Origin of the sequence: Pseudoxanthomonas sp. UC19_8, from assembly GCF_042700505.1 — a bacterium.
GTDB classification, from domain to species: Bacteria; Pseudomonadota; Gammaproteobacteria; order Xanthomonadales; family Xanthomonadaceae; genus Pseudoxanthomonas_A; species Pseudoxanthomonas_A winnipegensis.
This window is the reverse complement of the sequence record NZ_CP170559.1, coordinates 3,768,429-3,790,643: the sequence shown is the minus strand read 5'-3', so window position 1 is coordinate 3,790,643 and position 22,215 is coordinate 3,768,429. Positions and strand designations below refer to the sequence as shown.

Annotated in this window: 20 protein-coding genes, 1 tRNA gene and 2 pseudogenes; 10 read left to right on the top strand and 13 right to left on the bottom strand. The window is 71.0% G+C overall.

Annotated elements, in window-relative coordinates:
* From ACFJIT_RS16755 to ACFJIT_RS16745, 3 genes are all read left to right on the top strand, one after another.
* A complete protein-coding gene (locus tag ACFJIT_RS16755) occupies positions 1-660 on the top strand; it encodes a flavin reductase family protein (protein WP_379654336.1) in 660 nt (219 codons plus the stop codon).
* Positions 657-1,352: an alpha/beta fold hydrolase gene (locus tag ACFJIT_RS16750; protein ID WP_379654335.1), complete on the top strand. Its 696-nt coding sequence runs from the start codon at positions 657-659 to the stop codon at positions 1,350-1,352. Before ACFJIT_RS16755 ends, ACFJIT_RS16750 begins: the two co-directional genes overlap by 4 nt.
* Positions 1,353-1,429: 77 nt before the next feature.
* Positions 1,430-2,164: a DUF4850 domain-containing protein gene (locus tag ACFJIT_RS16745; protein WP_379654334.1), complete on the top strand. Its 735-nt coding sequence runs from the start codon at positions 1,430-1,432 to the stop codon at positions 2,162-2,164.
* A gap of 103 nt (positions 2,165-2,267) precedes the next feature.
* Here the strand turns inward: ACFJIT_RS16745 and ACFJIT_RS16740 are convergent, their stop codons facing one another.
* The 6 genes from ACFJIT_RS16740 to ACFJIT_RS16715 all read right to left on the bottom strand — a co-directional run bounded on the left by ACFJIT_RS16740 (position 2,268) and on the right by ACFJIT_RS16715 (position 9,713).
* Positions 2,268-3,482, bottom strand: coding sequence for an RtcB family protein (locus tag ACFJIT_RS16740; RefSeq protein ID WP_379654333.1), 1,215 nt, complete (start codon positions 3,480-3,482; stop codon positions 2,268-2,270).
* Between the two features lie 67 nt (positions 3,483-3,549).
* Positions 3,550-4,671: a slipin family protein gene (locus tag ACFJIT_RS16735; protein ID WP_130532214.1), complete on the bottom strand. Its 1,122-nt coding sequence runs from the start codon at positions 4,669-4,671 to the stop codon at positions 3,550-3,552.
* Between the two features lie 460 nt (positions 4,672-5,131).
* A tRNA-OTHER gene (locus ACFJIT_RS16730) sits at positions 5,132-5,202 on the bottom strand.
* A 756-nt stretch (positions 5,203-5,958) separates the two neighbouring features.
* A complete protein-coding gene (bglX, locus tag ACFJIT_RS16725) occupies positions 5,959-8,145 on the bottom strand; it encodes a beta-glucosidase BglX (protein ID WP_379654332.1) in 2,187 nt (728 codons plus the stop codon).
* A 328-nt stretch (positions 8,146-8,473) separates the two neighbouring features.
* Complete coding sequence (locus ACFJIT_RS16720) at positions 8,474-8,632, bottom strand: hypothetical protein (protein WP_165394622.1); 159 nt, start codon at positions 8,630-8,632, stop codon at positions 8,474-8,476.
* Between the two features lie 124 nt (positions 8,633-8,756).
* On the bottom strand, positions 8,757-9,713 hold the full coding sequence (locus tag ACFJIT_RS16715; protein WP_379654331.1) for an aldo/keto reductase: 957 nt from the start codon (positions 9,711-9,713) through the stop codon (positions 8,757-8,759).
* A 139-nt stretch (positions 9,714-9,852) separates the two neighbouring features.
* Here ACFJIT_RS16715 and ACFJIT_RS16710 point away from each other — a divergent pair.
* The 3 genes and pseudogenes from ACFJIT_RS16710 (at position 9,853) to ACFJIT_RS16700 (ending at position 11,619) form a co-directional block, all read left to right on the top strand.
* Positions 9,853-10,679, top strand: a pseudogene (locus tag ACFJIT_RS16710) (class I SAM-dependent methyltransferase).
* 3 nt (positions 10,680-10,682) lie between these two features.
* A pseudogene (locus tag ACFJIT_RS16705) lies at positions 10,683-10,901 on the top strand (DUF2164 domain-containing protein); the annotation flags it as partial.
* Positions 10,902-11,076: 175 nt separating this feature from the next.
* Positions 11,077-11,619: a pseudouridine synthase gene (locus ACFJIT_RS16700; protein ID WP_379655792.1), complete on the top strand. Its 543-nt coding sequence runs from the start codon at positions 11,077-11,079 to the stop codon at positions 11,617-11,619.
* Between the two features lie 116 nt (positions 11,620-11,735).
* On the opposite strand, the gene ACFJIT_RS16695 is transcribed toward ACFJIT_RS16700, so the two are convergent.
* Positions 11,736-12,155 carry a hypothetical protein gene (locus ACFJIT_RS16695; RefSeq protein ID WP_379654330.1) on the bottom strand — a complete coding sequence of 140 codons (420 nt, stop codon included), beginning with the start codon at positions 12,153-12,155 and terminating at the stop codon, positions 11,736-11,738.
* Positions 12,156-12,444: 289 nt separating this feature from the next.
* On the bottom strand, positions 12,445-14,949 hold the full coding sequence (hrpB, locus tag ACFJIT_RS16690) for an ATP-dependent helicase HrpB (RefSeq protein WP_379654329.1): 2,505 nt from the start codon (positions 14,947-14,949) through the stop codon (positions 12,445-12,447).
* Between the two features lie 70 nt (positions 14,950-15,019).
* On the opposite strand from hrpB, the gene ACFJIT_RS16685 reads away from it, so the two are divergent.
* Complete coding sequence (locus ACFJIT_RS16685; protein ID WP_379654328.1) at positions 15,020-15,820, top strand: TatD family hydrolase; 801 nt, start codon at positions 15,020-15,022, stop codon at positions 15,818-15,820.
* On the opposite strand, the gene ACFJIT_RS16680 is transcribed toward ACFJIT_RS16685, so the two are convergent.
* From ACFJIT_RS16680 to ACFJIT_RS16660, 5 genes are all read right to left on the bottom strand, one after another.
* Positions 15,817-16,335 carry a hypothetical protein gene (locus tag ACFJIT_RS16680; protein WP_130524153.1) on the bottom strand — a complete coding sequence of 173 codons (519 nt, stop codon included), beginning with the start codon at positions 16,333-16,335 and terminating at the stop codon, positions 15,817-15,819. The genes ACFJIT_RS16685 and ACFJIT_RS16680 overlap by 4 nt on opposite strands.
* Before the next feature lie 68 nt (positions 16,336-16,403).
* Positions 16,404-17,339, bottom strand: coding sequence for a 2-dehydropantoate 2-reductase (gene panE / locus ACFJIT_RS16675; protein ID WP_379654327.1), 936 nt, complete (start codon positions 17,337-17,339; stop codon positions 16,404-16,406).
* A 74-nt stretch (positions 17,340-17,413) separates the two neighbouring features.
* Positions 17,414-18,448, bottom strand: coding sequence for an OmpA family protein (locus ACFJIT_RS16670; RefSeq protein ID WP_379654326.1), 1,035 nt, complete (start codon positions 18,446-18,448; stop codon positions 17,414-17,416).
* A gap of 103 nt (positions 18,449-18,551) precedes the next feature.
* Complete coding sequence (locus ACFJIT_RS16665) at positions 18,552-19,358, bottom strand: ABC transporter permease (protein WP_337053200.1); 807 nt, start codon at positions 19,356-19,358, stop codon at positions 18,552-18,554.
* Positions 19,355-20,323 carry an ABC transporter ATP-binding protein gene (locus ACFJIT_RS16660; RefSeq protein ID WP_130520337.1) on the bottom strand — a complete coding sequence of 323 codons (969 nt, stop codon included), beginning with the start codon at positions 20,321-20,323 and terminating at the stop codon, positions 19,355-19,357. Before ACFJIT_RS16660 ends, ACFJIT_RS16665 begins: the two co-directional genes overlap by 4 nt.
* Before the next feature lie 139 nt (positions 20,324-20,462).
* Here ACFJIT_RS16660 and ACFJIT_RS16655 point away from each other — a divergent pair, with 139 nt between their 5' ends.
* The 3 genes from ACFJIT_RS16655 (at position 20,463) to ACFJIT_RS16645 (ending at position 22,148) form a co-directional block, all read left to right on the top strand.
* Complete coding sequence (locus ACFJIT_RS16655; protein WP_379655791.1) at positions 20,463-21,161, top strand: FAD-binding oxidoreductase; 699 nt, start codon at positions 20,463-20,465, stop codon at positions 21,159-21,161.
* A gap of 154 nt (positions 21,162-21,315) precedes the next feature.
* Positions 21,316-21,957 carry a hypothetical protein gene (locus tag ACFJIT_RS16650; RefSeq protein WP_379654325.1) on the top strand — a complete coding sequence of 214 codons (642 nt, stop codon included), beginning with the start codon at positions 21,316-21,318 and terminating at the stop codon, positions 21,955-21,957.
* Positions 21,954-22,148: a helix-turn-helix transcriptional regulator gene (locus ACFJIT_RS16645; RefSeq protein ID WP_379654324.1), complete on the top strand. Its 195-nt coding sequence runs from the start codon at positions 21,954-21,956 to the stop codon at positions 22,146-22,148. The genes ACFJIT_RS16650 and ACFJIT_RS16645 overlap by 4 nt, the downstream gene beginning before the upstream one ends.
* The last annotated feature ends 67 nt before the right edge of the window (positions 22,149-22,215 follow it).

Below are 22,215 nucleotides of genomic sequence, written 5' to 3'. Positions count from 1 at the left end.
ATGCTGTGCGTCCCTGGTGTCGTCCTGGACCCGCGCGTGCCCGACCTGCATTTCTATCGCCCCGCCGACGGCCACGGCCTGGCGCACGATCCCTTCAAGGCCATCGTCGCGCCGCGGCCGATCGGCTGGATCGGCTCGGTCTCGCCCGAAGGCGTGCGCAACCTGGCGCCCTACAGCTTCTTCAACGCCTTCGGCGACACGCCGCCGCTCATCGGCTTCAGCAGCTCGGGCTGGAAGGACAGCGTGCGCAACATCCAGGCCACCGGGGTGTTCACCTGGAACCTGGCCACCGCCGCGCAGGCCACGCAGATGAACCAGAGCTCGGCGCCGTTCCCGGCCGAGGTCGACGAGTTCGAACGCAGCGGCCTGGAGGCCCTGCCCGGGCGCGTGGTCGATGCGCCGTTCGTGGCCGGCACGCCGGCGGCCTTCGAGTGCCGGCTGACCCAGCTGATCCAGCTCAACGACGCGCAGGGCCAGGCGCTGCCGCAGTGGCTGGTGCTCGGCGAGGTGGTCGGCGTGCACATTGATCGGCGCTTCCTGGTCGATGGCGTGTACGACACCGCCGCGGCCGCGCCGATCCTGCGCGCCGGCGGACCGGGCGCCTATGTACGGGTCGGCCCGGAGGCGATGTTCGACATGCGCCGCCCGACCAAGGCATGAGCGCGCGCGAGTCGCTGCTGCTGTTGCCCGGCCTGCTCAACGATGCCGAGCTGTGGCATGCGCAGCTGGAGGCGCTGGCCGACCTGGCCGACTGCCAGGTCGGCGACCTGACCCAGGGCGAGAGCCTGCACGCGGTGGCGCAGCAGGTGCTGGCGGCCGCGCCGCCGGCGTTCGCGCTGGCCGGCTTCTCGCTGGGCGGCTACGTGGCGCAGGAGATCCTGCGCATCGCCCCGCAGCGGGTCACGCGACTGGCGCTGCTGGACACCTCCTGCCTGCCCGACACGCCGGCCCGCGCCGAGCAGCGCCGCGCGCAGCAGGCCGCGGTCCGGCGCGGCGCCTTCCATGGCTTCGGCGAGGCGCTGATGCGGGCCTATACCGATCCCTCGCACCACGGCGATGCCGCGCTGCTGGCGCGCATCCGCGGCATGACCCAGCGCCTGGGCGCCGAGGTCTTCCTGCGCCAGAGCGCGTTCGCGCGTGTCGATGGCAGCGCGGTGCTGCGCGCCTTCGCCGGGCCGGCGCTGGTGCTGGTCGGCGAGCACGACGCGATCACCCCGCCGGCGGTGCACGAACAGATGGCCGCCCTGCTGCCCGACGCCACCCTCGTGCGGGTGGCGCAGTGCGGTCACCTGAGCCCGCTGGAGCAGCCCGACGCGGTCAGCCGCGCCCTGCGCGACTGGCTGTTGCGCTAGCAGCCACCGGGGGCGACACACGCCCGCCAAAACGGCTGCCTATGCTCCGCGCACGCCGCCCCTGTGAGTCGATGCCGATGTCGCTCCCGTCCTTCCTGCGCCCCTGCAGCGGGCTGCTGTTGCTGCTCCTGGCCGGCCTGGCCCAGGCCGAGATCTATCGCCTGGACACCCCGCCCGAACGCGCGCCCGCCGACGCCACGCCGCGCAGCCGCGCGCTGGGCGAGCTGGCGCTGAACAACGGCGTGCGCCTGCCGGCGATGCAGCTCATCGCGGTCGATCCGATGGAAGACAGCGGCTGGAGCACCGCGGACGCGCCGCCGCTGACCCTGGACGCCACGCTGGCTCCGGCTCTGGCCGCCCGGCTCACCGCCTGGTCCACCCCGCGCGGCTGGCTGCTGGTGCCACGCGGCTGGCAGCCGGTACGCGGCGCGCTGGGCGTGGACGGCTCGGCTTCGATCGCCTTCCTTGCCGAGGACGGCCAGGGCGAGGTTTCGCTGTACGACGCCGGCGCCTGCGTGGGCTGCGCGGTCGGCGCGGCCAGCGCCTTCTTCCCCCAGGCCCGCGAGCAGGGGCGCAAGGAAGACTTCTTCGTCTACGAAGGCGCGGGCCCGGACCTGAAGACCACCGTGCTGGGCCCGCACACCCTGGGCTACCACAGCCAGGCCGGCGCCCTGTCGGTGGACGGGCTGGCCTGGTTCGACGGCAAGGCCGACCTGCCCTACCACGACCTGCGCGTGCGCCTGCCGCCGGACCAGCACGCCCTGGTCCGCGCCATCCTCGACTGGCGCCTACCGGAGAAGGACGCGCGCTGAGCGCTGAGCGCGGGCCGCGCTGGCAGCGGCGAGCGCAGCGGCAGGAAGGCGCAAAAAAGAACGGCCGCCTCGCGGCAGCCGTTCAGTGGGCCAACGATACGCGTCAGCCCTTGATGCACAACACCTGGCGCAGCGTGTGGACCACCTCCACCAGATCCGCCTGGGCCGCCATCACCGCGTCGATGTCCTTGTAGGCGGCGGGCGATTCGTCGATCACGCCCTGGTCCTTGCGGCATTCGACGTGGGCGGTGGCCTGGCGGTGCTCGGCCAGGGTGATGCTGGCGCGTGCCTGGGTGCGGCTCATGACGCGGCCGGCGCCGTGGCTGCAGCTGTGGAAGCTCTCGCCATTGCCGCGGCCGCGCACGATGTAGCTGCGCGTGCCCATGCTGCCCGGGATGATGCCCAGCTCGCCCGCCTTGGCGGTGACCGCGCCCTTGCGGGTCACCAGCAGCTCCTGCCCTGCGTGCGTCTCCTTCTGCACGTAGTTGTGGTGGCAGTTCACCGCCTGCGCCTGCAGCTGGAACTTCGGCAAGCGGTGGCGCATCTCGGCCAGCACCCGCGCCATCATCGCCTCGCGGTTCTCGCGGGCATAGTCCTGCGCCCACGACACCGCCTCGACGTAGTCGTCGAACAGCGGCTCGCCTTCCATGAAGAAGGCCAGGTCCTTGTCCGGCACGTGGTAGCCGAGCACGCGATGCGCCAGCTGCTCGCGCGCACGTTCGATGAAGTACGTGCCGATGAGGTTGCCGGTGCCACGCGAACCGCTGTGCAGCATCACCCACACCGCGCCGGTCTCGTCCAGGCACAGCTCGATGAAGTGGTTGCCGCCGCCCAGCGTGCCCAGCTGGCCGTCCAGCTTGTCGGTGCGGATCCTGCGGTGCCTGGCCTTGATCGCATCCAGGCGCGCGGCCAAGCCCGACTGCGCCACGCGCGTGCCGATGCTGTCGGGCAGCCTGTGGTGTTCGCCGCCGCGGCCGTTGCCGACCGGCACGCTGCGCTCGATGCTGTTGCGCAGCTGGGCCAGGCTGTCGGGCAGGTCCTCGGCGCGCAGCGTGGTGCGCACGGCCGCCATGCCGCAGCCGATGTCTACGCCGACCGCCGCCGGGATGATCGCGCCCTGCGTGGGGATGACCGAGCCGACCGTGGCGCCCTTGCCCAGGTGCACGTCCGGCATCACCGCCACCCATGGCCCGACGAAGGGCATGGCGGCGATGTTGCGCAGCTGCGCGTGGGCCTGTTCCTCCAGCGGCACGCCGCGCACCCAGCCCTTGATCGGCGTGGCGCTGCCCTCGGCGTGCAGCAATTCGAATGTACTCATCTGTTTCACCTCGATCCTTGGTTGAACCCGCACGCGCCGCGTCCTTGCGGCGCGCCCGGGGGTGTTGCTACTTCAGCGTGACCAGCTGCTTGAGCACGCCATCCAGGCCGCCGAACACGGTCAGGCGATCGATCTTCTCGGTCACCTTCTCCAGTGCCTCCAGCTCCTTCAGGCGCATCAGCACCGGGCTCTCGTCCACCAGCCTGGCGGTGTTGAGCAGCGAACGCGTCGCGTTGGCCTCCTCGCGACGGCGGATGAGGTTGGCCTGGGCCTGCTTCTCCGCCTGCACGACCCCGTTGAGGATCTGACGCATCTCGCCGGGCAGGATCACGTCCTTGATGCCCACGCCCAGCACCTCCACGCCGAACGCGTCGAGCTTGCCGCGCACGGCGGCGAAGATCTCCGCATCCAGCCCGGCCTTGTCGCCCAGCAGTTCGTCCAGGGTCCTGGACGAGACCACCTTGCGCAGGCCGTGCTGCAGCTCGCGGTACAGCTGGTCGACGTACTTGGCCACCTTGGTGCGCGCGGCGACCGGGTCGGTCACGCGCACGCTGGCGGCCAGGTTGACGCGCAGCGAGACCTTGTCGCGGGTCAGCAGCTCCTGGCCCTGCACCTCGATCGCCTGCACGCGCAGGTCGATCAGGTCCACGACCACGTTCTTCTGGAAGTTCCAGAAGGCCGTGCTGCCCGGCGCCAGCGTGCGCGCCAGCTTGCCGTCGATGAACACCAGGCCGGCGAACTCGGCCGGCACGTCGGCCACCACCGCCTGCCTGGACAGCGCGCCGAGCTGGCGCAGGCGCCGCATGACCTCGGCCGGGACTTCCAGGCCGGCGGTCAGCGGCAGCGCGCGCACTTCGACGTCGACCGGGCCGCGCCAGTACAGCTTGCGCGTGCCCGGCGGCAGCACGTCTTCGAGCTTGCCGTTCTTCATGACCAGGCCGACCTCATCGGCGCCCAGGTCGGCCAGCACGAAGCTCGCGTCCAGGCGCGCACCCAGCGCGGCGATCAGCACCTCGCTGTCCTTGCCGGCGTACTCGGCCGGCACGGTGGGATGCACGCGCACCTCGATCTTGTTGAAGGCGTCGAACAGGCGGTACACGCCCGGGCCGAGCACCCGCTGGAACTGACGATCCGCAAACACCAGGCCGCGCTCGCCGTCACCGATCACGACCCGCTTGGTCCAGAACATGGCACTTTCTCCTTGTGGTCTGGTGTCGTCGATCGAAGAAGACAAGCCCGCGCGCAGATCGACGAAGACGCGCGGACGGCGCCTGCGGCACCGCGCTGCAGGCAGAAGGAAGAAGGCGGAAACACCCCTGGACGTCGACCCCACGGAGCGTGAGGCGCGCGGTGTGCCGGGGCCGACGGCGCCGCAGCGCGCGCACCGCGATGCATTGCGATGCGCACGTTCCGACCTCCGTCGCCGCGACCCACGCGGGCCCCGGCCCGGTGCGACCGCCGCTGCGCCGCGCCTGTCGCCCGGCGGTCCTTCGCCGGGGCGACCCCGCTTGCGCACGGGGTGTTTCCTGATGGGCTTGCGCCCGGTGTCATGACGTGAAAGGTCATGTGCTCTTGCGAGCGTGGAGCGGGATTCGAACCCGCGACTGACGGATTACAAGTCCGTTGCTCTACCCAACTGAGCTATCCAGTGGTGGGCGTCCAGGTGTCGAACCTGACCCTCCGGGTCGCCCCGGCGCTCTCTCCAGGTGAGCTACCGCCCGCATCGTCGTGGCCGCATTCCTGCGTGCTTCCGGCATACGCCACGGCAGCGCCGCGCGCACCGGCCGGAATGAAAATCCGGGCCGCTGGAAACATCAGGCAATACGTCCCCGATTACCCGCGCAGATCCGCGGATAATGTGGCGCGTCCGATCTAGTTAATCGGACGAGTTAATAATGGATTCCCGCCCCGCGCCACCCGCGCTGGAGCATCACCACGCGGCGCACATGCGCCGGTTGCAGCCGCGCCCTTGCCTCAGGGCGTGCGCCAGCACGCCTGGATGCTCCAGGGCAGAACCTGTCGGTTCCGGATCGGAAAGCCATGTTGGTGGGTTGTGCGTGGTCGCACGAAAAGCCTTTGCGAATGCCTGGAAAGAAAAAACCCCCGGGTTTTCAAGACCCGAGGGCATTCGCAGTGCCTCGGGAGATCGCCGGTGGCCGATCTCCCGTGGAGTCGACCGGCGTCAGCGGTTGTCCGCCTTGTGCGCGCCGCGCGCCGCTTCCAGCGCACGCAGGCCCGCGACGCGCAGCAGCTGCGTCATGCGGATGATCTGGTGGCGGGGCTGGAAGTTCATGAGCTTGGATTGGCTGGATTAAAACGCAGGAGCGTCCTGCGATGGGCGCGCACGATACACCGCACATAATCGGTGCGCAAGCACTTTTTCTAAAAATAATCGGCCCGCCGAGATAATCGGCGCGACCCACACATATCGCCGCATCATCGCCGGGCGCCGCGGTGACGGCGCCCGGCGGATCGATCAGCCTTTCGGCGCCAGCAGTTCGAACTGCACCGCGCTGCCGTTGGCCGACGAGTCGGTGACCCACAGGTCGAACAGGCCGGGCTCGGCGCCGAACACCAGGTCGGTGCCGGTGAAGGCCAGCAGATGGCGGTCCAGCTGAAACTGCACCTGCGCCGATTCGCCGGCCAGCAGCGCGATCTTGTTGAAGCCCTTCAGCTCGCGCACCGGGCGCACGCGGCTGGCGACGCGGTCGTGCACGTACAGCTGCACCACGGTCTCGCCCGCCACCGCACCAGTGTTGGTGACGGTGGTGGTGATCACCAGCGTCTCGTCCCAGCCCAGCTGCGCCGTGGACAGCTGCGGCGTGCCGTAGGCGAAGGACGTGTACGACAGGCCGTGGCCGAAGGGATACAGCGCGTCGGCGGTGAACTCGCGCCAGCGCGACTTGTACTCGTGCACGTCGGGCAGCTCGGGCCGGCCGGTGCGCGGGTGGTTGTAGAACAGCGGCTGCTGGCCCGAGTCCTGCGGGAAGCTCACCGGCAGGCAGGCCGAGGGGTTGTAGTCGCCGAACAGTACGTCGGCCACGCCATGCCCGGTCTGGCTGCCCAGGAACCAGGTCACCGCGATGGCCTGCGCGTCGCGCACGGCGCCCTGCAGCGCCAGCGCGCGGCCGTTGCGCAGCAGCACCACCAGCGGCTTGCCGGTCGCCGCCAGCGCTTCGGCCAGGGCCTGCTGCGCGGCCGGCACGACGATCTGCGTGCGCGACTGCGCCTCGCCGCTGTAGCGCTGCGGCTCGCCGATGGCCAGCACCACCACGTCGCTGGCCTGCGCCGCGGCGACGGCGGCCTCGATGCCGCCCTCGATCGCCGCTTCCAGCGCGCAGCCGTCTTCGACGATCAGCTGCGCCTGCTCGCCCAGCGCGGCGCGCACGCCGGCCTCGAGGGTGACGTAGCGCGACTTGTCGCCGAACAGCGTCCAGCAGCCCTCGATGTTGTCGCGGTCGCGCACGAACGGGCCGATCAGCGCGATCTTCTGGCCCTGCTTGCGCAGCGGCAGCAGCCCATCGTCGTTCTTCAGCAGCACGATCGAACGCCGCGCCGCGTCGCGCGCCAGCGCTTCGTGCTCGGCCAGGTGCGTGGTGTCGGCCTCGCGCGCGGCATCGAGCGAGCGGTAGGGATTGTCGAACAGGCCGATCTGCTCCTTCACCCACAGCACGCGGCGCACGCCCTCGTCCAGCTGCGCCATCGACACCTCGCCGCTTTCCACCAGCGCGCCCAGGTGGCGCTGGTAGAAGCCGCTCTGCATGCTCACGTCCAGGCCGGCGGTGAACGCGCGGCGCGTGGCGTCGCGTTCGTCGGCGGCGTAGCCGTGCGCGATCAGCTCCATGTCGGCGGTGTAGTCGGACACCACCAGGCCGGGGAACTGCCAGGCGCCGCGCAGCAGGTCGGTCATCAGCCAGCGGTTGGCGCTGGCCGGCACGCCGTTGATGTCGTTGAAGGCGCTCATCACCGTGATCGCGCCGGCATCGAAGGCGGCCTTGAACGGCGGCAGGTGCACATCGCGCAGGGTCTGCTCGGAGATGTCCACGCTGGCGTATTCCAGGCCGCCTGCCACGGCGCCGTAGGCGGCGAAGTGCTTGGGCGTGGCCAGCAGGCAGTCCTCGGCCTGCAGCCCGGCCTGGCCCTGGAAGCCCTGCACGCGCGCGGCGGCGAAGGCGCAGCCCAGCACCACGTCCTCGCCGGCGCCCTCGGCGCCGCGGCCCCAGCGCTGGTCGCGGGCGATGTCCACGGCCGGGGCGAAGGTCCAGTGGATGCCGGCGGCGGTGGCTTCCACGGCAGTGGCGCGCGCGGTGCGCCGGGCCAGGTCGGGCTCGAAGCTGGCCGCCTCGCCCAGCGGGATCGGGAACACCGTGCGCATGCCGTGGATCACGTCCGAGCCGAACAGCAGCGGGATGCCCAGGCGCGACTCCTCCAGCGCGATGCGCTGGGCCTCGCGCCCCTGCGCCGCGCCGACGCCGTTGAACAGCGCGCCGATGCGCCCGGCGCGGATGCCTTCGCGCACCTGCGCGGCGTCCAGCGCGTTGGCCTCCGGGTTCACGTCCGGGGCGAACGGCCGCAGCGCGTCGGCAAAGATTCCCAGTTGGCCCACTTTCTCTTCGACCGTCATCTGCGCGATGAGGGCTTCAATCCGTTCGGAATTCGACATCCGGTCTCGCCATGAAAACGTTTACAGCCATTCTAGGCCATGCCCCGGGGATGCCAAGCCCTCGGGGGCTCCAAACAGCCAAGGCTGCACCCGGTCGGTGCCTTCTGTCGAGCCACGAGTGAGCGCACGGTCACGGGCGGCTGCCGGCAGTGGTTCGGGAGAGCGCGCCTGAACCCGGGAAGCGCGCTGCAACCGCCCCCAAAGGCCCCCCTGTAGAGCGGAGCTTGCTCCGCTGAGGCTTTCCCAATGATCCAACCGAAATGCAGCGGAGCAAGCTCCGCTCTACAAAAAGGCGGCGACGCGACCGAAAGAGACGATGGCTACCACGCTAATGCAGCTGCGGCGGACCTTCGTCTTCGCGACGCTCGGGCGGGTCACCGGCCTGGACGGGACACGGCGGTTCGCCGCTGCCCGGCGGCAGCGGCAGGAAATCCTCGGACTCGTGGGACGGTCCGGGCTGGATGAACCAGCGATGCGCAACGCTCACGACGGCCTCCTCGCGCCGCGATGCTAAGGCGGCGGCGCGCTGCGGAATGTCCATCCGGCGTCGTCATGCGCGGGTGGACGCCGTGCCGGCAATCCTTCACGCCGCGCAACGGTTTACGCCCGCGTCAGGGCGCGCTGGCCTGGTCCAGCGCCTGGATCTGCTCTGGGGTCAACGTCAGCTGCGCCGCGCGCAGGATCACCTGCAGCTGCTCGACGCTGCTGGCGCTGGCGATCGGCGCGGTGATCGAGTCGCGCGCCATCAGCCAGGCCAGCGCGATCTGCGCGGGTTTGGCGCGCTGCTGGGCGGCCACTTCGTCCAGCGCCGCCAGGATCCGGCGGCCGCGCTCGTTGAGATACTTCCTGACCGCGGCCTCGCCACGCGGGCTCTTGGACGCATCCGCCAGGTCGCGGTACTTGCCGGTCAGGAAGCCCGATGCCAGCGCGTAGTAGTTGATCACGCCCAGCCCGTGCGCCTTGGCCAGCGGCTCCAGCGTCTGCTCGTAATCGGCCCGGTCGTAGAGGTTGTACTCCGGCTGCAGCGTCTCGTAGCGCGGCAGGCCCTGGGCCTGCGCCACCTCAAGCGCCTCGGCCAGGCGCTCGGCGCTGTAGTTGGAGGCGCCGATCGCGCGCACCTTGCCCTTCTCGATCAGCCGCGCGAAGGCGCCCAGCGTGGCCTCCAGCGGGATCGAGGGATCGTCGGCATGCGCCTGGTACAGGTCGATGCTGTCCACGCCCAGGCGCTTGAGCGACTGGTCCACCGCGGTCTCGATATTGTCCGGCGACAGGCCGGGCAGCTCGTCCCACTTGCCGACCTTGGTGGCGATCACCACCTGGTCGCGCTTGCCGCTGGACCTGAGCCACTGGCCGATCAGCGTCTCCGATTCGCCGCCCCGGTTGCCCGGCACCCAGGCCGGATACACGTCGGCGGTGTCGATGAGGTTGAAGCCGCCGTCGACGAAGGCATCGAGCAGCTTCGCCGTCCCGGCCGCGTCCTTGACGCTCCAGCCGAACACGTTGCCGCCGAAGGCCAGCGGCGCGACGGTGAGGCCGCTCCTGCCGAGCGGACGTTGCGAAATGGTCATGTGGCACTCCTGTCCTGAACGTGGGGAAACAACGAGGACGCCCCACGGTAGGCCGCGGGCGTTTAACGCCGTGTCCACGCCTGGTGACGTCCACACGACATGCTAGGCTCGCGCGCACCTTCGCTGATGGGATGTGCTCATGCGCAGATCGCTTGCCGTTCTCACCCTGTGCGCCGCGCTGGCGCCGGTGGCCCTCGCACAGCAGGCGAGCCCGCCGTCTGTTGTGGCGCCCGCGCTGAAGGCCAGCACCGATGGCAGCTGGCGCAAGCCGGACAATGTCGAACGCGACAAGTACCGCCATCCGGGCCAGACGCTGACCTTCTTCGGCGTGCAGCCGCACGACACGGTGATCGAGATCACCCCGGGCAACGGCTGGTACTCGGAGATCCTGGCGCCTACCTGCAGGCCGAAGGCCAGTACATCGCCGCGGTGGTCGACCCGGCGGCGGTGGCCGAATCCTCGCGCGCCTACCAGCAGAAGGCCGCCGACAGCCTGCAGGCGCTGTTCGACGCCGATCCGGCGCATTACGGCAAGGCCAGGCTGGTGCGCTACTCGCCGGCCGCCCCGGTGTTCGGTCCGGCCGGCTCGGCCGATGTGGTGCTCACCTTCCGCAACGTGCACAACTGGCGCATGGCCGACAACGCCGAGGCGATGTTCAAGGGCTTCTATGCCGTGCTCAAGCCCGGCGGCACGCTGGGCGTGGTCGAGCATCGCGCCAAGGGCGACGTGGCCGACGACGACAAGAGCGGCTATGTCGGCCAGGCGCAGGTGATCGCGCTGGCCACCGCGGCCGGCTTCCGGCTGGAGGGGCAGAGCGAGATCAACGCCAACCCGCGCGACACCAAGGACTATCCCGGTGGCGTATGGACCCTGCCGCCGACCAACAAGCACCCGCCGGCCGACGACGCCAAGTACCGCGCCATCGGCGAAAGCGACCGCATGACGCTGCGCTTCATCAAGCCCTGAGCGGTGGCCGCGATCCGGTTCGAGGCCGAGGAGAAGGCGGCGATCGTGCGCCGCATCCAGCTGTATTTCGATCAGGAGCTGCGGCAGGAGATCGGCCGCTTCGATGCGGAGTTCCTGCTGGACTTCTTCGCCGAGGAGATCGGCGGTTACTTCTACAACCGCGGCCTGTACGACGCACAGGCGGTGCTGGCCGCGCGCGTGGACGACCTCAACGAGGCCATCGTGCAGCTCGAGAAGCCGACCGAGGTCCGCAGACAGCGGCACGCGCGGCAGCGCGCGCAGGCGACCCCAGCGGCGCGTGGCGAGGATCGGGGCGCACCCGCGCTGCGACTTTCGCGATGGGGTTGCTGCGCACGGGGGGATAATGCGCGGCCCCTGCATCCCGCGCCGCTTCGCCGTGCTGATCGCCTTCAACAAGCCGTTCAACGTGCTGTGCCAGTTCACCGACCGCAGCGCCACGCCGCGGCCGACACTGGCCGGCTTCGGGCTGCCCAAAAACGTCTATGCGGCCGGCCGGCTGGACTACGACAGCGAAGGCCTGCTGCTGCTCACAGATGACGGCGCGCTGGCGCATCGGCTGACCGATCCGCGCCACAAGCAGGACAAGACCTATTGGGTTCAGGTGGAAGGCACGCCGCAGCCTGCGCAGCTGCAGGCGCTGAGCACGGGCGTGGTGTTGAACGATGGCCCCACCCTGCCCGCACGCGCCGCCCTGCTCGATCCGCCGCCGGCGCTGTGGCCGCGCGATCCGCCGGTGCGGGTGCGCAAGACCGTGCCCGATGCGTGGCTGGCGCTGACCCTGCGCGAGGGCCGCAACCGGCAGGTGCGGCGCATGACCGCGGCGGTGGGGCTGCCCACCTTGCGGCTGGTGCGCGTGGCGATGGGCGGCATCGCGCTGGACGGCCTGCAGCCGGGTCAATGGCGCGTCGTGCACGGCTGAAGCAGCCAACGCCCGAAACGCGAACACCCGGCGAGGTGCCGGGTGTCGGTGAGAAGCTGGCTCGGCCGCCGCTACCGCCGTTGCGGCGCGACGGCCGAGGACTCAGCGTGAAACCTTTAGTCCTTGGCCGGCGTCGCCTTCGGCGCCACGCGGCTGTAGCGGGTCGAGCGCGAACGCACGCCGGCATTGCCGCGGGTGGTCGCCGGCTCCAGGCGCCGGGCGCTGCCGTTGAGCGGCTGGCCCTGCTTTTCCTTGTACTTGCGATAGACGGCATAGCCGATCAGGCCCACGCCCACCGCGGCGGCGGCGCCCACGGCCACCGGATTGCGCTTGACGAAGTTGCCGGCGACCTTGCCGCCGGTGCGCACCGCGCCCAGCGCGGCGCTGCTCTTGAACAGCTTGGCGGCCTTGGAGTTGCGCGAGGGCAACAGGTCGCGCGCGCTGCTGCCGGCATGACGCAGGCCGTCGCCTGCCTGGTGGACCAGATCCAGGGCGGTTTCCAGGGCGCGATCGCTGATGTCGGAGAACTTGCTCATGGGGGACCCCCTTGGGTGATGACAGGCGGCCAGTGTCCCGGCCGCGGTGTGGAAGGCTTGTGTGCGCCGCGCCGCGAGGCCTGCCGCCGGCTGAATGCCGGGATTCACTTGGCACTCGCTCTTGGGTGGGAGCAACCGTCTCCACAAATCCCGCAGCGGCCTGCCTGTAGAGCGGAGCTTGCTCCGCTGGGGCTCTCCCCACGAACAGAACGAAGAGCAGCGGAGTCCCCAAGAGGGGATTGCCACAAGCTCCGCTCTACAGGTGGGCGCGAAAGCGAGAAAAAGGGGCTCAGGTGCCGCGCGGCTTGGCGCGGTGGGTGGCGGTGGCGCTCCAGGGGTCGTCGGGCCAGGGATGGCGGGGATAGCGGCCCTTCATTTCCTTGCGTACCTCGGCATAAGTGTTGGCCCAGAAGCTGCGCAGGTCCTGGGTGACCTGCAGCGGCTTGCCGCCCGGCGAGAGCAGGTGCAGGGTCAGCGGCACGCGCCCGTCGGCGATGCGCGGGGTATCGCCCAGGCCGAACAGCTCCTGCAGCTTGACCGCCAGCACCGGCGCGCGCGGGCTGCCGTCGTGTTCCAGGCCGTAGTCGATGGGCCGCTCCAGGCCGGAAGGCACGGCGATGCGGGTGGGCGCCAGGGCGTCGATGCGCTGGCGCAGTGGCCAGTCCAGGCCGGACTTGAGCGCCTCGCCCAGCGTGGCCTCGTCCAGCGCGTCCAGGCGCGTCTTGCCGGCGAAGGCGGGCGTGAGCCAGTGGTCCAGCGTGGCCAGCAGGGCCGCATCGGAGCGGTCGGGCAGCGCCAGCTCGGGCATCCAGGTGCGCAGGCTCTGCACGCGCGCCTGCCATTGGCGCAGGCCCGGGGTCCACGGCAGCGCGTCCAGGCCGAGTTCGCGCACCGCCTCGGTCAGTGCGCCGGCGGCCTGCGCCGGGTCGACGCGGCCGGCCGGGCGCGCGTCCAGCACGATGGCGTCGAAGCGCGTCTCGCGCTGGGCCACCAGCGCGCGCCGATCCGCGTCCCAGCGCACGTGGTCGCCGGTGGAGAAGCGCGCGGCGAAGGCCTGGCGCAGCGCAGCCTCGTCCACCGGCGCGCCGCGCAGGATCAGGCCGTCGCGCGCCTCGAAGCGCAGCTCGCTGGCCACGATCCACGGCTCGCCGCGCAGGCTGCTGTCGTCGAACAGGCGCGCGGTGCGGCCGTTGCTCAGCGCATAGCGCAGCGGATCGGTCGCGTGGCGGAAGCCGATGCGGTCGGGGAAGGCGTGGATGAGCAGATCGCCGAGCACGTGTGCGTCCAGTTCGGCCGGGGCGCTGGCGTCCTCGCGCACGCGGCGGCGCCACTGGCGCGCGGCGGCGTCGATGGCCGCCAGGCCGCCGCGATGCGCATCGCCCGGCACGCGCCCGTTGCGGAACGCCGCCAGGGCGCGCCAGCGCGCGGCCAGGCCATCGCCGGCCTGGCGTAGCGGATCGCGCGCCTCGATCAGGGCGGCCAGGTCGCAGGCCACGGCGCGCCGCGGTCCGGCCGGCGCGGCCAGCAGCATCGCCGCCAGGCGCGGATGCGTGCCCAGGCGCAGCATCCGCCGCCCGGTCTCGGTGATGGTGCCGGCCTGGCTCAGCGCGCCGAGCTTGCGCAGCAGGTCGCGCGCGGCGGCCAGCGCGCCGGCCGGCGGTGGATCGGGGAAGCGCAGCGCGTCGCTGCCCCAGGCGGCCAGCTCCAGCGCCAGCGCGGCCAGCTCGACCTGGGCCAGCTCGGGGCGGCGCTGCGGTTCGAGCCGTTGCGAGGCCGGCCACAGCCGCCAGGCGACGCCCTCGGCGACGCGCCCGGCGCGCCCGGCGCGCTGGTCGGCCGAGGCCTGGGCGATGCTCACCACATCCAGCCGCGAGAAGCCGCAGTTGGGGTCGAAGCGCGGCTCGCGCGCCAGGCCGCTGTCGATCACCACGCGCACGCCGGGCAGGGTCACCGACGACTCGGCCACGTTGGTGGCCAGCACCACGCGGCGGCGACCGTCGGGATCGGGCTGCAGCACCTCGGACTGGCGCTCGACCGGCAGCTCGCCATGCAGGGCCAGCACGCGCGCCTGGCCCAGCGCCGGACTGTGGCCCAGCGCGGCTTCGACCTTGCCGATCTCGCGCTGCCCGGGCAGGAACACCAGCAGGTCGCCGGGCTGCTCGGCCAGCGCCTGCTCGATCGCGCGGCGCACCTGCGACTCCAGCGCCTCGTCGCGGCGCGCGGGGAAATGCGACACCGCCACCGGGAAGCTGCGGCCGGCGCTGGTCAGGCGCGGCGCGTCCAGCCACTGCGACAGGCGCTCGCCATCCAGCGTCGCCGACATCACCACGATGCGCAGGTCTTCACGCAGGCCGGCCTGCACGTCCAGCGCCAGGGCCAGGCCGAGGTCGCCGGCCAGGTGGCGTTCGTGGAATTCGTCGAACAGCAGCGCGCCGACGCCTTCCAGCAGCGGGTCGTCCTGCAGCATGCGGGTGAGGATGCCTTCGGTCACGACCTCGATCCGCGTGCGCGGGCCGACCTTGTTCTCGAAGCGGATGCGATAGCCGACGGTCTCACCCACCGCCTCGCCCAGCTGCCGCGCCATGAAGCCGGCGGCGGCGCGCGCGGCCACGCGGCGCGGTTCGAGCATCACGATCCTGCGGCCTTCCAGCCACGGCGCGTCGAGCAGGGCCAGCGGCACCTGGGTGGTCTTGCCGGCGCCGGGCGGGGCCTCGAGCACCAGGCGCGGATGGTCGGCCAGCGAGGCGGTGATCTGCGGCAGCAGCGAAGCGATGGGGAAGGAAGGTGCGGACATCGCGCACAGGATAAGGCGCGCGTCGGCCACGCCCTACAATGGCCGCCCCCACGTTCGTGCGCCACGCTCCATGCAGCTGATCGACATCGGTGCCAACCTCACCCACGAGTCCTTCGACCGCGACCGCGACGCTGTGCTGCAGCGCGCGCGCGCCACCGGCGTGGCCCAGCTGGTGATCACCGGCGCCAGCCGCGAGCATTCGCCCAAGGCGCTGGACCTGGCGCGCGCGTATCCGGGCGTGCTGTTCGCCACCGCCGGCGTGCATCCGCACCACGCGGTCGAATACACCGAGGAATGCGATGCCGAGATGCGCGCCCTGCTCGCGCAGCCGGAAGTGGTGGCCGTGGGCGAATGCGGGCTGGACTACAACCGCGACTTCTCGCCGCGCCCGGCGCAGCGGCGTGCCTTCGAGCGGCAGCTGCAGACCGCGGTGGACACCGGCAAGCCGCTGTTCCTGCACCAGCGCGATGCGCATGCGGACTTCATGGCGATCATGAAGCAGTTCGACGGCCGGCTGCCGGCGGCGGTGGTGCACTGCTTCACCGGCACGCGCGAGGAGCTGTTCGACTACCTCGACCAGGACTGGCATATCGGCATCACCGGCTGGCTGTGCGACGAGCGCCGCGGCGCGCACCTGCGCGCGCTGGTCCCCAGCATCCCGGCGCAGCGGCTGATGATCGAGACCGACGCGCCCTACCTGCTGCCGCGCACGCTCAGGCCGCTGCCGAAGGACCGGCGCAACGAGCCGGCCTTCCTGCCGCACATCGCCGAGGAACTGGCGCGCGACCGCGGCGAGGACGCGGACCGCATCGCCCAGGCCACCACCGCGACCGCGCGCGCGTTCTTCGGCCTGCCTGGCCAAGCGGTCTAGGACTCGACCTTGTCGTCCTCGCGCTTGGCATCGGCCATCGCCTCGGGCTCCAGCTCCTCGGCGGCGCGGTTGAAGCGCACGAACACGCCCCAGGACACCAGCAGCAGCGCGGCGGTGGCGCCGATGGACGCCGCATATGGCAGCTGGCTGGGCGCCTCGTGCGCCATCTCGAACACCGACACCAGCGTCTCGATCGACAGCGCGATCACCACCACCACCAGGAAGCGCGACAGGTAGCGGCGCACGCGCGTGGGCCCGCTGACCTTGACGTCGCGCAGCACCTCTTCCTCGAAGATCGTCTGGCCCAGCTCGATCGACACCAGCGCGATGGTCAGCAGGCCCACGCACTCGAGCACGGTGTTGAAGCGCGCCCGCATGTCCGCCCCGGCCGGCGCCTGGACCAGGCCGTGCCACAGCTCCTGCGCGGCCAGCCACAGCAGGGCCACGCCGCACAGCACGAACATGAAGATCACCAGCACGTGGCCGGCCTTGAACAACCCGGACAAACCCTTCATGGCACCGCTCCCCTAGAACGCAACGCCGCGCAGCATCGGCAGCGGCGCGTGGCGGCGGCGCGAAGGAGTCAGCCGAGCTGCGCGGCGTAGACCTGCAGGTGGATCCAGGCCGTGTCCAGGCGTGGCACGCGCAGGCCGAAATGGGCGGCGCGATGGGCCATGTCGCCGACGATGTGCGCGGCTTCGACGCGCTGGCCGGCCTGCAGGTCGCGCAGCATCGAGGCGGTCAGCGACGAGCCGGGCTGGGTGAGCACCTCCAGCATCGAGGCCTGCGCGGTCTCGGGCACCTTGGCGCCCGCCGCCGCGGCCACGTCCAGGCACTCGCGGTACAGGCCGGTCATGAAGTCGCGCCCGCCCTCGCAGGCCACGATCGCACCGACGCTGCCGCGCATCAGGCAGGTCGCCCCCGCCAGCGCGGTGAGGAAGCTGTACTTGGTCCACTGCGCCACGGCGATGTCGCTGCGCGCCTCGTACTGCACCCCGGCCTGCGCCAGCACCGCGGCCAGGGCCTGCACGCGCGGCGTCTGCCCGCTGCCGTCACGCTCGCCGAAGGTGATCGAGGCCGCCTTGCCCAGGTGCACGATCTGGCCCCGATCGCCCTTCATCGCACTGATGAAGCAGAGCCCGCCCAGCACCCTGTCCGCGCCGAAGCGCGCATCCAGTGCCGCGTAGTGCAGCAGGCCGTTGAGGATCGGCAGCACGGTGGTGTCCGCGCCGACCGCGGGGGCGATGGCGTCGAGCGAGCTGTCCAGGTCGTAGGCCTTGCAGCTCAGCAGCACCAGGTCGAAGGGCCGCTGCGCCGCCAGCGCCGGCAGCGCCTCGGCGGTGACGCAGGCCACGGCCAGGTGCGCGTCGCCCAGCGGGCTCTCGATCACCAGCCCGTCGCGGGCCAGCTGCTCGGCGCGCGCCGGGCGCACCAGGAAGGTCACATCGACCCCGGCCTGCGCCAGGCGACCGCCGAAATAGCCGCCGGTGCCGCCGGCCCCCAATACCAGGATGCGCATGCCTTGCCTCTTACTCGGTCAACGGCAGGCATGTAAGCACGCAGGCGCGTGCTGCGCCATCGCGCGCGTTGCGGTCATTGCTTGACCAGCTCGACCCGGCGGTTGCTGGCCTTGCCGTCTTCGCTGCTGTTGTCGGCCACCGGGTCGGCCTGGCCGAAGCCGGCGGCGGACAGGCGCGCGGCCTCCACGCCCTGCGCGGTCAGCGCGGCCACCACCGCCTTGGCCCGGCCTTCGGACAGCGCCTTGTTGTGCGCCGCCTCGCCGGTGTTGTCGGTATAGCCGTTGACGGCCAGCTTCAGCGCCGGATCGTCCTTGAGCAGCTGCACGACCTGGGCGATCTGCGGCTGCGAGTCGGGCAGGATCTCGGTCTTGTCGGTGGCGAAGTTGACGTGCAGCGCGACCTTGCCGGCCTTGTCGATCTGCGCCTTCAGCGCGCTGGCCGGCAGCAGGCCGGCGGTGATCTGCAGCGGCTTGGTCTCGGCGATCAGCAGCCCGGCGCCGAACTGATAGCTGCACAGGTGGATCCAGATGTCGCGGTCGGCGCGATGGACCACGAACACCTGCACGGGGTTGTTGTAGAAGTCGCCCAGGCCATCGACGAAGCGGGTGGTCGGATCGCCGCGCCAGCTCTTGAGCTGGTCGCGCGCCTCGGCGGGGATCTGCCCGTCGAAGATCTTGCGCCCGCCCATGGCCGCCACCGCCGCCTCGATGTTGCGGGTCAGTTCCAGCTGCGAGAACGTCCTGCCCTGCGCCGCGCTGACATTGGTCCACCAGATCCGGCCTTCCACCGGCTCGAGCCGGTCGCCCGTCCACAGCGGCACTTGGTCGAACTCGGCCAGCTCCGCCTTGTTGGTCGGCACGTAGCCATCGGGCAGCTTGAGGTAGGGGAAGTCGCCCAGCGCCACGCTCGACACCGGCAGGCTGGCCGGATCGAAGCCCTTGGTCGCGGCCGACGCGGTGTCCTTGGCCGCGGCGGGCGCCGAATCGGCCGGCGCGCTCGCCGCGGGCGCGGCGGCGTCCTGCGCCGAGGGCGGCTGCGGCTGCGGCTTGCACGCCGCCAGCGCCAACGCGCCGCTCAGCACCGCCACGGTCATGACCACCTGCCTCATGTCGCACTCCTTTGCCTGGGGATGGCCGGCAAGTGTAGTGCGCGGCAGTGGACCGCCGCACCGGCCGGGCCGTGCGTCGCTGACGCAGGGCCCGATGCGGCCGTCAGCTGCGCAGCCCCACGCCGCGCTTGAGGAGGTAGAGGCCCAGCGCGGCCAGGGCGACGACGAAGCCCAGCATCAGCGCATAGGCCACCCACAGCGGCACGTCCGAGCTGCCCAGCAGGCCGTAGCGGAAGGCGTTGACCATGTAGAAGATCGGGTTGAGGTGCGTGGCGGCCTCGGCCCAGCCCGGCAGCAGCTTGACCGAATAGAACACGCCGCCCAGATACGTCAGCGGGGTCAGGATGAAGGTCGGCACGATGGCGATGTCGTCGAACTTCTTGGCATAGGCCGCGTTGACGAAGCCGGCCAGCGAGAAGATGGTCGCACCCAGCAGCACCGTGCTCAGCGTCACCAGCGGATGCGGCACGCGTACCGGGGTGAAGAACATCGCGATCGCCAGCACGATGGCGCCGACCATCAGACCGCGCAGCACCGCGCCGGCCACGTAGCCCAGCAGGATCACCCAGTTGGGCATCGGGCTGACCAGCAGCTCCTCGACGTGGCGCCCGAACTTGGCGCCGAAGAAGCTGGAGGAGATATTGCCGTAGCTGTTCTGGATCACGCTCATCATCACCAGGCCCGGCACGATGAACTGCATGTAGGAGAAGCCGCCCATGTCGCCGATCTTCGAGCCGATCAGGCCGCCGAAGATCAGGAAGTACAGCGTCATCGTGATCGCCGGCGGCACCAGGGTCTGGCCCCAGATGCGCAGGATGCGGGCGATCTCGCGGCGGGTGATGGTCCACAGCGCGGTCAGGTTGCGGCGGGCGTTGCTGGTGGTCGGCACCAGGGTCGGGGGGCTGCTCATGCGGAGGTCTCCTGCGCGGCGGCGGGCGCAGCGGTCATGCGGACGAACAGCTCTTCGAGCCGGTTGGACTTGGTGCGCATCGAGCGCACGCGGATGCCGGCCTCATCGAGCGCGTCGAACACGCGGTTGAGTTCCATCTGCCGCGGCATGTCCAGATCCAGCGTATGCGGGTCGGCGGCCAGCAGCGTGGCGCCCTCGATCACCGGCAGCTGCGCGGGCAGCTCGCCGTCGATGTCCAGCAGGAAGCCCTCCACGTCCAGCTGCGCCAGCAGCGCGCGCATCGGGCCCTGCTGGACGATGCGGCCGTGGTTGATGATCGCCAGGTTGCGGCACAGGCTCTCGGCTTCCTCCAGGTAATGGGTGGTGAGGATGATCGTGGTGCCGGCGGCGTTGATCTCGCGCAGCGTCTTCCACATGCCGCGGCGGATCTCGATGTCCACCCCGGCGGTGGGTTCGTCCAGGATCAGCAGGCGCGGGCGGGTCATCATGGCGCGGGCGATCATCAGCCGCCGCTTCATGCCGCCGGAGAGCGTGCGGCTCATCAGGAAGGCCTTGTCCCACAGCTGCGCGCGCTTGAGCTCCTCTTCCGCGCGCGGAACGGCCTCATCGCGCGGGATGCCGTAGAAGCCGGCGTAGTTGACCAGGATGTCGAAGGGCTTCTCGAACAGGTTGAAGTTGATCTCCTGCGGCACCAGGCCGATCAGGCGCATGGCCGCGTCGCGGTGCGCGACCAGGTCGGTGCCGAACACCTGCACCTGCCCGGAGGTCTTGTTGACCAGCGAGGAAATGATGCCGATCAGCGTGGACTTGCCGGCGCCGTTGGGCCCGAGCAGGGCGAAGAAATCGCCGGGCTCCACGCTCAGCGACACGCCCTTGAGCGCTTCGACGCCGTTGTCGTAGCGCTTTTTCAGATCGACGATGGACAGCGCCGGCACGGGACCGGCGACAGGGGAGAGCGAGGTCATGGAAGGCCTTGGCGCGGGCGTCGGGCCCGCCTGACGGACAGAGCCCTATTATAGGTGCCCCGCCCCGGCCGCTCCGGGCATCAGACCGTTCCACGCCTTGGCCATCGCGCAGTTTCCGCTGGAATTCATCGCCCGCCGCATGCTGGCCCCGAGCGTGGGCCATTACGTGTTCCGCCGCGCCGACCAGGCCGCGCTGGATTTCATCCCCGGGCAGTTCATCCAGGTGCACTTCACCATGGCCGACGGCAGCGCGGCGCGGCGCAGCTATTCGCTGGCCAACGTGCGCACGCCCGGCGCGGCGGCCGACGGCACGGTGGAGATGGCGGTGAGCTATGTGCCGGGCGGGGCGGCCACGGCGCTGTTCGAGGCGCTGACCCCGGGCCAGGTGGTGCAGGCCAGCGGGCCGTTCGGCCGTTTCACCCTGCAGCCGGGCGATGCCAACGCGCGCTATGTGCTGATCGCCACCGGCACCGGCGTGACGCCGTACCGGGCCATGCTGCCGGCGCTGGCCGCGGCCATGGCCGGGCGCGGCGTCGAGGTGGTGCTGCTGCAGGGCGCGCGCACCCTGGGCGAGCTGCTCTACCACGACGAGTTCGCCGCCTTCGCCGCCGCGCACCCGGGCTTCTCCTACCTGCCCTGCCTCTCGCGCGAGCGGCAGGCCGGCGCGCACCACGGCTATGTGCAGCAGGCCCTGCCGGGCATCGCGCCCGACCCGGCCCGCGACATCGCCTACCTGTGCGGCAACCCGGACATGGTCGACGCCTGCTTCGAGGCGCTGAAGGGCGAAGGCCTGCCGATCCCGCAGATCCGTCGCGAGAAATACATCAGCTCGAAATAGCGCCTGGCCGCGATGTAAAGCGTGCTTGACACGACGCCGCTGCCGCGCGCAGGATGATGTCAACCTTCCTTGACATCGCGCTTCGCATGGACACCGCTTCCGTTGCACGACCGCGCCCAGGCGCGCCGCCTCCCGCCACAGGCCGGGCACGCCGATGAATGACCAGACCACACCCCCGCCGCGCTCGCTGCGCTGGCGCCTGCCGCTGATCGCGGCCCCGGCCGCCGTGGTGGCGGTGCTGGCGCTGGTGCCGGGCCTGCTGCCCACGCTCAGCGCCGAGGGGCGGCAGACGCTGCTGGGCATGGCGGCGGGCATGGGCACCGCGCTGGCCGTGCTGTTGCTGGTGCTGCTGATCCCCGGTGCCCGCCGCACCTATTTCCTGCTGCTGGAGGCCCGCGAACACGGCGCCTGCGCCGACCGGCGCGTGCGCTGGTTCAGCGGCATCGCCCTGGCGCTGTACGTGCTGCTGGTGCTGCTGGCGCGCTGGGGCGTGCCGCAGACCGCCTCGCCGCTGAAGGTGCTGGTCCTGGGCGCGCTGCCGCTGCTGGCGATGGGGCTGTTCGTGGCGGCCACGGTGCTGCGCCTGCGCCAGCTGGACGAGCTGATGCGCAAGCTGGAGGTGGAAAGCTGGGCGCTGGCGGCGCTGCTGGTCTCGCAGGGCTATTTCGCCGTCTGGCTGCTGCTGCGCCTGGGGCTGGTGCGGATCGACGCCGGCAACGCCCTGCTCTGGGTGGGCGTATGGCTGATGGTGGTGCAGCTGGTGGTCTACACCTGGCAGCTGCGCAAGTACCTGTGAACAGCCGCGTGCGCGAACTGCGCGAGGCGCGCGGCTGGTCGCAGGCGGTGCTGGGCGAGCGCCTGGGCGTGTCGCGCCAGACCATCAACTCGATCGAGACCGGCAAGTACGACCCGAGCCTGCCGCTGGCCTTCCAGATCGCCCGGCTGTTCGGCGAGTCGATCGAGGCGATCTTCCTGTTCGAACCGTAAGCGGCGCCGCACCCGGTCACATCGGCCGGCGCCGCGCGTCATGTCAGCATCCACATCCGGACCACGG